Origin of the sequence: Nitrososphaera sp. AFS (assembly GCF_009898475.1) — an archaeon.
Taxonomy (GTDB): Archaea; Thermoproteota; Nitrososphaeria; order Nitrososphaerales; family Nitrososphaeraceae; genus Nitrosopolaris.
On record NZ_QURE01000094.1, the window covers coordinates 4,279 to 15,007 of the forward strand.

A 10,729-nucleotide genomic window follows, 5' to 3' on the forward strand; every position below is an offset into this window, starting at 1 on the left:
CGGATTCATATAATAAAGCTCTCCTACGTGCAGCTATGGAACTGCTTCCAGATAATGTGACTTTAGAAATCTTTGACCTTGATGGTATTCCTCCTTTTAATCAGAACCTAGAGACAAATATGCCAGCAAAAGTAATTGAATTCAAATCAAAAATTAGAGAAAATGATGCTCTATTGATTGCCACTCCTGAGTACAACTATTCGGTACCTGGAGTCCTAAAAAATGCAATTGATTACGCGTCAAGACCATACGGTGACAATCCATTTAATGAAAAACCAGTAGCAATCATGAGTGCTTCTATTGGAATGCTGGGAGGAGCAAGAGCACAATACCATTTACGTCAGATATTTGTATTTTTGAATATGTATCCAGTTAATGGTCCAGAGGTAATAGTCACATTCGCACAAGATAAGTTCGATGCAAATGGCAAGCTAATTGATGATAATACCAGTAAATTCTTAAAACAACTTCTTCAAAACCTTGCAAATTGGACAAGAAGACTGAAAGGATAATTGCAAGATAATAATGATAACTGTTATCATCATTTATAGATCTTAAAATTTCTAACGATTATCCTTAACACATACTTCATTACACTATCAAGTGGGTGGATGTACTTTTGGCCTAGTCCTCCTTCTATCCAATATCAGCACAATGATTCCTGCTATCAGGACGATAATGCCAATTATACTGAGAACAACACCTACTATTATTCCGCCAAAAGAATTAAGATTAACGTGATTGTTTGCACCCACAAATGGTAAATTGCCAACCTGTACATCTACACTTACTGGCGTGTGTCCTAAATTATAGATAGTTGCAGTATATTTTCCAACAATATCTGGCTTAAATGTAGTAAAAAATGCCCCTGTGAATTCATTACTTGTCATTATAATACCATTTGGATTTCGTACAGTCTCTCTTAGGTTGTTGTTTGGTATTTGTCCCCCAGCAGTCCCATTATTGCGTTCTACATGTATTGCCAATGATAGAGGCCGCAATGTATCTATTATCTGAATAGATGCGTTTACCGAACCAGCAGGTCTAACCGAGGCATCACCCAGAATGGTATCTTCGCGTAAGATTTTTCCTGCAAAAGGAACAGCCCATAAAGTAGAGACAACTATTCCTGAAATCAGTAAAGCGGCAACAATTAATACTATGTAGCCTCGTTGCATGGGTATTTGTATACACTGAATTCAGATGTTTTAAAGATTCCATGAACACAGGTCTAATCCTGGACTGAAGCATCAAAGAACAATGGGTGAGTGACCTGACCGTATATTGATCACCTATCCTCACACTGTGGGACATTGTGGCACACATATGTATGCCAAGTAATACCTTTATACAAGATAACGTTTCTGAATATATGGTCACTGAACTACAGTTCACTAGTACTTCCGTTGTATTCTTATTCTCAGTGCATGGAGTTCAGAGATTGTGAATCTCATTCTGGTCTTTCACATTCCTATTTATCTACTCCTACATCGACGTTAGCAGCAAAAACAAGTTTCTCTAATATAGGACGATATTCGCCGTCAGATCGATATAGAGGGAGTAGTTCACTATAGGTATCAATCGCAAACACTTCTCTTTTTGTTATAAAATGTGGAATCTAATACTTCAATTCCCAGGTCTCTTCTGAGAAATTTCCCTCCGTGTCAATTTCTGCTTCAAAGATTCCAACGACATCGTTCAGAAAGACTAGTTTGCCGGTTGATCCTGTACTCAAGAGTACCGCTCCGCATACCTTCATGCCATAAGTAGTGATTCTTCCTATTCCTTCAGCTGTGAATGTTACCATCTCTAATTCTTCAGATGTTAATACCCCTTGTGCTTTACCACGAAGTAATCCTGGAGACGATGGCCTGGCTACATAAGTTATACTTCCATTGATTGGAATTCCTTTAGCACTCTCCTTTACCGATACGCGTGCTTCCATAGTTGGGCCTTCTATGTCTAATACCCTTTGACCAATTACCTTCCCCTTCAGTTCTTTAATTTGTTCTCCCAGCATCTTTTTGGATGGAATTGTTTTAAGTATTTCCATTATGTATGATTGAGTATATTGACTAGATTAAGTCTAGTCACTGATCTACTGAATAAATCAATGACCGTACCTTGTGATACTGTGCTGGCCATAACTTCTGATAAATAGTAAGTTTAGTGGCAGTCAATTGCAGCTACTTGCAATTAACTGCAGGATGACCTTGTTATTGTAGTTGGTTAGGGTAAGCGAGTTGGTCAGCTAGGGCGCGTGTTCACCTACCTGTATGCTGTTTTGACCTACAAATATAGCAAAGCGTTACATCATATGGGGCATTAATCTCTCGCCCACATCTTGCGCATTTTTTAATCATCTTTTCTAGTTTCCCAATCATCTAAAAACCTTTACAAATGGTATGATATGATAGGTAGGCATAGTATGCCGGATATATGTGCAAGAACGCATCTTCTGTTTATTAGAAAGTATTACAAGCAGTTAACATCAGGTTGTTCATATAGAGGTTGGAGGAAGATGATGGGGATTGGCTGTAGAGTTGTAGTATTGGAATGGGTCTACATCAGGATAGTAATCATGTGTATTAGAACCACCAAAACTAGTATGGTTTGTAAATGCACATATCCATTTACCTTCTGGAGCTTTAGTGGATGGTTTGAAACCTACTGAGAACCAGCCCCGCGTATATTCTTGGAGTTTAGAAGGTTTCCTATATTCTTTCCTACCACGGATATCATGCCTGAAGGTGGCAGAAAACTTGGTGAACAGTCATCACGAACAGGGTCAGGATTGCCTATTATTGTACCATTAACAACACCTTTGTTCCTCCTAGACTAAATGGGCTGGATCGATTTGTTACCTGTTGTATTACTTGTAATGATGGTTATTGTAACTGCTGCGGTAAGCTGATAAAATAGTATCATTATTTATTATTCAAAATTGCTTTAGTATGTAAAGCAGAGTACGTAACCAATATCGACATTATACAAATAAACAGAATAAAGCTTCCAATAACAATGCCTTATTCAAGCTTTATGCGTATTTATGCATGTTATGCATAATTGGGCTAGATGCAAGATACCAGAATGGAAAGGAAGAGTAGTCGGCCTAGTACTTCACTACAAATTAGTAAGTCATTAGTTCAGTAACATAAAACAGAATAACTATCTCGAAGTATGAGACTGTATGTTTTTATAATTTATTTGGTTAAAAGAATGGATAAAGTGAAATCAAAGCGCACAATTTCCGCAGACATATTAGTAACTTTGTTGCCTATCTTGTTAATGTTTGTGCTTATCTCATTTATTGGGCCTAATATTGCTATTCCTTTAGCAGCCCAAAGTCGAATGGACAGTATTAAAATAACGTCTCCTACCAGAGGTGAGAATGTTTCTACTGGCAGTAGCTTGACAATCGGGGATCGTTACTGGTACTAACAACACATATCTCGGCACTGGTATTTTTGGTAATGGCACTCCCTGTCTTGTTTCGGTCATTATAAACAATTTAAAACCGTATCAAAATGCCACGGCATATGGGCCAAATGGAGATCATGACTATTCCAAATGGAGATACGTGCTGCGCACACTGGACGAAATCAAGCAAGGACAAAATAAGATAACTGCGAAATTTGATTGTAAACAACCTAGGATGATTGGTACTAACCCCTCGCCTACTACTAACTCTACTCTTAAAATGATTAAATGGTACAGTGTGAATGTAACTGGGACATCGGCAAAGACATCTTTTAAGGGCAACCAGACAATTTCGAATTCTACTTTTGATTTACAACACATACAACATGGATATAATGCACAACATAATACCGCATCTTTGAGAAATGCAACAAACGTAGCTTCTCGAAACAACACAGGCAAATTTAGCTCACCGACTACAATTAATAAAACTAATAGTGAAATTGCTAATGCTGATATTTCAAGTACATTCTCTGGGCATACCCAAAAACCATCAGCATACAAAAGTGACTATAATAATAACCCAAAGTACATATTCATTTCAGTTGGATCATCACAGAGCGTTGTTAATGGCAAGGGTACATCGACTGTAAAGGCGATCGCCAATGATGCAGCTACGGGCACAAAACTTAAAGATGCCACCATAAAATTGAGAATTACCTTCGCTTCTAACGGTACATCCAAATTAATAACAAGTCATAATGGAATGGCGACATACTCAGCCAATCTAAATACAATACCAAGTCATCATTACAACCTTGGTTTTACAGCTTCTGCACAAGCATCAGCACCAGGGTACATTTCCACATCCAAAGCAACCACTTCTTCACTTACTTCCTCAACATTTGGAGGTACATCTAGTAAGCAGGAATCTATCCTTAACAGCAGTAGCACTCAGAATCTTACCCAGTCTATACTAAAAGACGTACGAAATAAATTAAAACTTGCGGGTATATACGCCTCTCTAGGCTAGACACTTAAAGAATATTTCATATTGTGGGTTATTAGGTAGATGATGCGGATATAGATTGTTGCCAAGGAATCAATTGGGCTCTACACCGCAACTTATTAAGATGATTATCAACTTAGGACATTCAAAGCAAGTCACTTCATTATTGTTGCCTGCTACCTATCCTTAGTTTCGGCTATAGTTCACCGAACATTTCATAATATCTATCAGCGATCTTATCTCCAAAGCTCTCTTCGCACTTCTTTAGGATGCCTTCTATTAGATTATTGTTGATAATACTATAAAGGTGGTAGTCTTGTCCGTACCTAACTGAAACAATACCACCTTCAGATAGTCTCTTAAGATGCCAGGATACCGTAGATGGAGCTCTTTTAATGTGGTCAACAATCTCTCCAAAAGTACAAAGATCATGTCCTAGTATAAACGACACTATCTGTCTCGCAACATTGTTTCTGACATATCCTATAATATGTGCCTCATCAGATGAAAAGCTGATCGGATAATACATAGCTCTTCTGCCCTCATGCCTTTCAACTCTTACTCTATACATCTTCTCTAACATTTTCAGATGGTATTCAAGTGTTCCGTTGGCCAGTCCAGTTTGTCTCAAAAGCTCTCTATACCTTATTCCTGGCTTCTTCGTAACTTGTTCTAGAATTAACGTCTTACTATCAACTGTAGTAATGAAAGGGGTAGCTGCATCAGACATTGTAGTCATATGAACTCTTCTGCCCCCAGTTACTATTGAGGTGGCGGTATTACCACAACACTCGATATTCCATCATGTGCCAAAGGTTCAGATACTAGTCTGGTACAAAATAAGTTACCTTTTCCATTCATAAATAAACTTTGAACCAGAAGTTATTAAGAACTTGATTAACATTGTGAGTTAACAATGTTATCTTATGGACTACATTATATGAGGTCAGAATGGAAACTCTGGCACTAGCGAATGTAGCGCGGGGAGATGCCATGTTGAAGGTGGGAAAGGCGGTTCTGATAATTCGTTTAACAAAGGTAGTTCAGAAAACGGCAATGGGGGTAGAGGTGGCCTCTTAGTGTTAGATGAAAAAGGAAGGCTTACGGCTGCTCACGCTAACGGGGGTAATGGCGAGTCTGGTAATGAAGCCAATATCGCGATTTTCCATTGTCAATGCAATAATGGAGCCGGATATATAAGCAGTATTAGATCAGAATGCGGCACCTCAGCGTCTTAACTTAACGAAGATAATTGCCTCAGAAATATAGGGTCATACTACGAGCCAATTGTTTGCGCTAAGGTGAGGACGTCTGAAAATCCTAGTTCTGAGAACATATCTGATAAAAAGAACTCCTAGAATTAATGGAATCCGATACTCCCTCTCCAAAGCCCTAAATTGTCATTCTTAGAACAGAGAATTCGAGACGTAAAGGATATTGGAGATGAGTTGATAGATACAGAAACTCTATCAGGGGAATCGCTGTACAGATTTTCTACGTAATTGTCAGTATCCACATTCCTGATGACAACACTAGATCTTTTCGAAAATATAGAAGGTTGATTCTACTAGGACCTTCTTTATCTGATTATGCAGCTCTAAATTTAAAAATTCCCTTCAAACATAGAAAATAATGAGCAAAGAAAATAAACCAATTCTATGGGATGAGCTTAGTTGGAAGGAAATACAAAGAATTACAGAATATATGAAGATGGCCATTATACCAATTGGGGCAACTGAACAACATGGTCCACATTTACCTTTGGCTGTTGATACAATAGACTGTTATGAAATAGCAAAAAGAGTTTCTGCCAAGACACAAGTACCTGTTATTCCACCTTTAGTTTATGGCTGCTCTCAAAGCCATGGTAATTTCCCTGGTACAATTTCCATCAGACCAGAAACCATGATTAGAATGATCTGTGATATTGCACAGTGGCTTTACAAAAGCAATATACGAAAAATATTGCTTTTAAATGGACATATGTGGAATTGGGGACCGATATATTCTGCAAGAGAAAATATACATTATGATTTTCCTGACCTCCAAGTGAGAGTATTGGATTGGTGGGCATCGAATCCTGATATAATGTCTCAATCTATGAAAGACTGCCCTGTTCTTCCATCATATGTTCATGCAAACATAGGCGAAACTTCTTGTATGTTATCTATAAGACCTGAAAACTACTGACGTCCAACTGAACTATATGACACTAAACAGATATGGTCCCATTATAGCAACTTACCAAAGTTACTGTTTGTAGGCTATCGAAAAAGGCTAAGGCAGTGAAAGCGGTGAAGGCTATTGAGAATACCCATATTCAATATAGATTAGAAGTTACGAAATTTTCATTTGACTGAGCGCGAATCAAATGATTATTAGTTCCAAAATTCTTAATTATTAGGGCTATGCCGGGTCTAATAGCCCCCTAATATTTGGTAAAGCCTTCACATCCTTCACAGCCTTCACTTAAGATAGGATGGGTTATGATATTAGCTAGAAAATGGGTTATGATAATAATAGCAGTTAATCAATAGTAGTTGTAGATCGTATTATAGAAAATCTATAGGCCATGTGTGCTCTACTAGCCAATACACATGGCCTGGTCTGGATTATGCCTAGCGAGTATAATACAGACTTTATGTAGAATATACAAACTACAAAATCATTGTTGGCCCTCACTATTTTAACAAGCCAATTTGCTTGTAGAAGCAAGGCTTCATTGTTCTGTCACGTATTCTGCACGCTGTAAAGTGCCAAGCTGATTCCAATGCAAAGAATGCTGCCGCAAATCCAAGACTTACGTATACTAAGGTTTCAAACATATTTGTTCCTATAATATCTGGAAAATATAAGGCTGTTGAAGACAATATTGAACAATTGAGACTTTGTGCTATATTGTCCCACGTCCGATACAAGGTGATAAGTAGATGGTATCGAGTGAAATGCCTGTACCGTACGGCCTATATTTGTAGAAATTGTAAAAAAGCACACATCTTATGTGATCTGTTCTATTATCCATTCTCTGAATTTTGTAATTGCAAATACCTCAGATTGCTTGATAAATGCAGGATCATTTAACTTCCATTGATCTTGAGGAATTGAATCAAAAAACTCTTGCATACATAGAGTAAATCTAAAGCGTAAATTACGCGGATTTTCACCTATTCCGTAACGACGCAAGATATCAGAAACCTTTCCAAATGCAGCATCATAGTTTCTTTTAAATGAAGGTATCTCAAAAACCTGATATAATATTAAGGTTATCAACTCCAAATCTTCTCGGATAGTGATCAAGGAGTATATATGCGCATTTGTTGTAATTCAATCTTTAAAATTATTGTCCTCGTGCGACCTATAGAATCTGGGGCTGTATCAGTTGTCTGATTAGATTCAAGACATTGGTGTATAATGGCTTATTCAGTAATTCAGTACGTACTACATTAGCTTATTATCTCTCCAGTGAACTGTACATATAATATAACAGGTTACATTCTTTTTTACTTCTGTTTCTTGCTCTTTCCTCTTGATTGGCCTCCACCTAGTTCATTTCTGGCTTTTGTCATTTTTTTGTGCTTGCTAGAATCTGTGCTTTTATCTTTAGCTGCATTCTTATTTGCTTGTTTGTTTCCTTTTGATTTTCCTACCATCTATAATCATTAGATTTTGATTAATAATATAAAGTATATATGTCGTTAAACAAGAATTCACCACTGCAAAATTGGAGATTTGTTACTGAAACTAAAGTCTGGACTCATCATTTCATCACTCTGACAGTTGATGGGGAAAACGTATTTGGATTGTCATTTTGTCTATTTGTAAAGTCTACCAATTGTACTACTCCTTACCGACTTACGAAGTATTTCTTTAATAAACTGACTCGAGACTGTGGGTATCAGAAACCGGTTGTAGGCAGTGGAGGTTATAGAGAGAACCAAATAGTCAAAAGTTACAAAAAACTAAATTTTCATTTGATTAATTGGAAATCGAACGAACGAACGAACGAACGAAAAAACTAGTTCAATATATTAAGGCGGACATATATCTGGCCTAATAATCTGTAACCTTCACTAGGTCTAAAAGAGGTCAGAGATTGCCACTATACTAATCCAATCCTTTCATTGTTCTATTATCAAATCTATTCTAACTGGCTTTCTAATGAAACATCCAATAAAGCTATACAAGCTTAAAGCATTTCATTTGGGAAAGATACATTAGAATTGGTGATGGAACTAAACCCGCATTTTTTATTAAAAATCAAGTAGTTTGTCATTTGCTACCATCATTACAGCCCTTAGTAGCATCTAGAATTAACTTGGCAATCTCATTTGGATGAGATACATGTGAAGCATGGCTAGACACAAGCGAAATAGTAGTAGCATTCAACTGCTTTGCAATGTTACGTTGTACATCAGGAAGAATCATGCGATCATTCTCGGATATTTGATACCACGTTGGAAGCTGCTTCCATGCAGGTGGCCCAGACTTTTCAGGAAATATTGATGTATTAAACGGCTTTTGCAGAATGGCCATAATATCAGCTTCAGCTGGATTAACATCCTGGGCAACGACCTCAGGAAACATAGTTGGGTTGATGTAACTAAATCCGCCATTGTCAATGATCAATAAATCTTTTTTCAATTTTACGACATCAACGAAATTATCTAGGGCTTGGCCCTCATTAGGAGCAACGGCAGCAACATATACAAGGCCTTTGACATTTGGATTATTGTAAGCAGCGTTGGTTATTACCTCTCCGCCATATGAATGCCCAACTAGGATTGTTGGGACATCAACTAGCCCAATCACACGCTTTACAGTAGCGACATCATCTGCTAGAGAATTTTCTTGAAGATGTACAGCTATAACACGGTGTTCTGTTTTCTGTAAATTAAGAAGTACTTTACTCCATGCAGATGCGTCAGACCAAGCCCCATGAACAAGAATAATATTTGTCTGCGTATTATTTGTGGCCATACTTAACTCTATTAGTTTATGACAAGAAAGTATTTGAAGATCTCAAAGGGTTAGAGAGTTAGTTAATCATTTAGCGAATACCTACCAAGAAATAGTAGCAAAATATAATCCAAACATTAAGTCTGAAAAATATATTCTACCAAATGCTAATCTTAGAGAAATTTAACAGTTCTTTGTACTACAGATTTGGACTTTGAAGCTTAGATGGCTTGTTTTAGCTCTGCTTCATCTCTAGCATTGATTACTACAGAATATCCTGCATTAGCGAATTCTGTAGCTATTGCTTTTCCTATACCCTTACTGGAACCTGTAACTATTGCTACCCTTTCATTATTATTATCATTGTTAGTGTTATTGCTTTTTTCTTCCATGATATTTCCTGATGTAGATGAAGCTCAGCATAGTTAATTAGCATTGTATAATAGCAGCAAAACAATTCATTTTATTTATGTGGCTGGAGTTAAGTCTGGTCTAGGAGCTGAAGTCCAATAACTGCAGAATACTTCCGTCGCACTCAGCCGCAAATTAGAAAGAGCCAGCTTGATTATGTCTGGAGCTAAAAAAAGAGGGCAAGGTGTTTAAGATTGTTTGGAATGTCTATCAGACACATTGGATACAATGAAATAGCAAAATGGATCAGTATTGGACTTGCGTTTTCTGTCACTAGCTAATATCACTAATCAGCAGCTATATCTGGCTTTATTACCATCTTAGAAATCTTCGCATACTAACCAATTACATTTATTCTATAACTATATGAAACAAAAGCATTTGTGGTACCTATACTACCTTTCTGTGCTATCCACGTTGCAACAGGTAATAGGATATACTGTGTGCCTACATTAAGGTTTACTACAAATTTGCTTGTTTTTGAATGTTCAATAGTATTTGCCAAACCCGTTGCCTTCCCTTTGATATTATAGGCTGTGATTGACATACTACTTGGTATGGTCTTTATAGATGTGTCATTTTTATTTAAAAGGACAAAATTTATCACAGAGCCCTTTTTTACTGTTACAACTTTACTGGGTAGTGGCGCTGTTATATTTTGTGATGTAACTGCAGATTGTCCAACAGGTGCCGTAGTACCAGTCGTATTAGAATTAGTACTATTTGCAATATAATTGACCAAATTACCAAGATACTCCTTACCGTTATATACCATAGCAATCTGTGGAGGAGTGCCTCCTTTTGCTTCTAAAGGGTTAGTAGGTACAGAAAGCTGAGCAATTATTGGCGAAGGAGTAAATAAGAATATGGCAGTAGTTAGAAAAATAATAGTAATAGTAGCAACAATAGCAACAGTAGATCGTGTTATAGGTA

At 37.2% G+C, this 10,729-nt stretch carries 14 protein-coding genes (1 of these 14 cut by a window edge); 6 read left to right on the forward strand and 8 right to left on the reverse strand.

All coding sequences use genetic code 11. From position 1 onward, the window contains the following. Positions 1-512: the 3' portion of an NADPH-dependent FMN reductase gene (locus tag DYY65_RS09335; protein WP_370519344.1), read on the forward strand. The gene continues 25 nt to the left of window position 1, outside the view; the window shows 512 of its 537 coding nt (coding positions 26-537); its start codon lies off the left edge, out of view; its stop codon occupies positions 510-512. A gap of 87 nt (positions 513-599) precedes the next feature. Here DYY65_RS09335 and DYY65_RS09340 read toward each other — a convergent pair whose 3' ends face one another. Together DYY65_RS09340 and DYY65_RS09345 are read right to left on the reverse strand one after the other, a co-directional pair. Then, positions 600-1,178: a hypothetical protein gene (locus tag DYY65_RS09340; protein WP_162477693.1), complete on the reverse strand. Its 579-nt coding sequence runs from the start codon at positions 1,176-1,178 to the stop codon at positions 600-602. Between the two features lie 440 nt (positions 1,179-1,618). Next, positions 1,619-2,053, reverse strand: a complete 435-nt coding sequence (locus tag DYY65_RS09345; RefSeq protein WP_162477694.1) for a hypothetical protein — start codon at positions 2,051-2,053, stop codon at positions 1,619-1,621. Between the two features lie 1,166 nt (positions 2,054-3,219). Here DYY65_RS09345 and DYY65_RS09350 point away from each other — a divergent pair. Together DYY65_RS09350 and DYY65_RS09355 are read left to right on the forward strand one after the other, a co-directional pair. Continuing rightward, positions 3,220-3,441, forward strand: coding sequence for a hypothetical protein (locus DYY65_RS09350; RefSeq protein ID WP_162477695.1), 222 nt, complete (start codon positions 3,220-3,222; stop codon positions 3,439-3,441). Between the two features lie 139 nt (positions 3,442-3,580). Continuing rightward, positions 3,581-4,453 (forward strand): hypothetical protein, encoded by an 873-nt coding sequence (locus DYY65_RS09355; protein WP_162477696.1) that lies wholly within the window; start codon positions 3,581-3,583, stop codon positions 4,451-4,453. A gap of 172 nt (positions 4,454-4,625) precedes the next feature. Here the strand turns inward: DYY65_RS09355 and DYY65_RS09360 are convergent, their stop codons facing one another. Continuing rightward, entirely contained in the window at positions 4,626-5,168 is a 543-nt protein-coding gene (locus DYY65_RS09360) for a winged helix-turn-helix transcriptional regulator (RefSeq protein WP_162477697.1), read from the reverse strand. Positions 5,169-5,380: 212 nt separating this feature from the next. Between DYY65_RS09360 and DYY65_RS12770 the strand changes: the two genes are divergently transcribed. The 3 genes from DYY65_RS12770 to DYY65_RS09370 all read left to right on the forward strand — a co-directional run bounded on the left by DYY65_RS12770 (position 5,381) and on the right by DYY65_RS09370 (position 6,619). Then, positions 5,381-5,509, forward strand: a complete 129-nt coding sequence (locus DYY65_RS12770; protein ID WP_255457508.1) for a hypothetical protein — start codon at positions 5,381-5,383, stop codon at positions 5,507-5,509. Next, positions 5,509-5,667 carry a hypothetical protein gene (locus tag DYY65_RS09365; RefSeq protein WP_162477698.1) on the forward strand — a complete coding sequence of 53 codons (159 nt, stop codon included), beginning with the start codon at positions 5,509-5,511 and terminating at the stop codon, positions 5,665-5,667. Before DYY65_RS12770 ends, DYY65_RS09365 begins: the two co-directional genes overlap by 1 nt. Before the next feature lie 394 nt (positions 5,668-6,061). After that, positions 6,062-6,619 (forward strand): creatininase family protein, encoded by a 558-nt coding sequence (locus tag DYY65_RS09370; protein WP_162477699.1) that lies wholly within the window; start codon positions 6,062-6,064, stop codon positions 6,617-6,619. 807 nt (positions 6,620-7,426) lie between these two features. On the opposite strand, the gene DYY65_RS09375 is transcribed toward DYY65_RS09370, so the two are convergent. From DYY65_RS09375 to DYY65_RS09395, 5 genes are all read right to left on the reverse strand, one after another. Continuing rightward, positions 7,427-7,726: a hypothetical protein gene (locus DYY65_RS09375; protein WP_162477700.1), complete on the reverse strand. Its 300-nt coding sequence runs from the start codon at positions 7,724-7,726 to the stop codon at positions 7,427-7,429. A 203-nt stretch (positions 7,727-7,929) separates the two neighbouring features. After that, positions 7,930-8,079, reverse strand: a complete 150-nt coding sequence (locus tag DYY65_RS12255; RefSeq protein ID WP_201449439.1) for a hypothetical protein — start codon at positions 8,077-8,079, stop codon at positions 7,930-7,932. 619 nt (positions 8,080-8,698) lie between these two features. Further along, positions 8,699-9,406 (reverse strand): alpha/beta fold hydrolase, encoded by a 708-nt coding sequence (locus DYY65_RS09385; RefSeq protein WP_162477702.1) that lies wholly within the window; start codon positions 9,404-9,406, stop codon positions 8,699-8,701. 200 nt (positions 9,407-9,606) lie between these two features. Next, on the reverse strand, positions 9,607-9,777 hold the full coding sequence (locus tag DYY65_RS09390) for an SDR family NAD(P)-dependent oxidoreductase (protein ID WP_162477703.1): 171 nt from the start codon (positions 9,775-9,777) through the stop codon (positions 9,607-9,609). Positions 9,778-10,133: 356 nt separating this feature from the next. After that, positions 10,134-10,729: hypothetical protein (locus DYY65_RS09395; protein WP_162477704.1), on the reverse strand; the 596-nt coding region annotated here is incomplete at its 5' end.

Coding starts and splice junctions, on each gene's coding strand:
- DYY65_RS12770 (WP_255457508.1), top strand. CDS start 5,381: ATGGAAACTCTGGCACTAGCGAATGTAGCGCGGGGAGATGCCATGTTG.
- DYY65_RS09370 (WP_162477699.1), top strand. CDS start 6,062: ATGAGCAAAGAAAATAAACCAATTCTATGGGATGAGCTTAGTTGGAAG.
- DYY65_RS09385 (WP_162477702.1), bottom strand. CDS start 9,406: ATGGCCACAAATAATACGCAGACAAATATTATTCTTGTTCATGGGGCT.
- DYY65_RS12255 (WP_201449439.1), bottom strand. CDS start 8,079: ATGGTAGGAAAATCAAAAGGAAACAAACAAGCAAATAAGAATGCAGCT.
- DYY65_RS09340 (WP_162477693.1), bottom strand. CDS start 1,178: ATGCAACGAGGCTACATAGTATTAATTGTTGCCGCTTTACTGATTTCA.
- DYY65_RS09350 (WP_162477695.1), top strand. CDS start 3,220: ATGGATAAAGTGAAATCAAAGCGCACAATTTCCGCAGACATATTAGTA.
- DYY65_RS09345 (WP_162477694.1), bottom strand. CDS start 2,053: ATGGAAATACTTAAAACAATTCCATCCAAAAAGATGCTGGGAGAACAA.
- DYY65_RS09360 (WP_162477697.1), bottom strand. CDS start 5,168: ATGACTACAATGTCTGATGCAGCTACCCCTTTCATTACTACAGTTGAT.
- DYY65_RS09390 (WP_162477703.1), bottom strand. CDS start 9,777: ATGGAAGAAAAAAGCAATAACACTAACAATGATAATAATAATGAAAGG.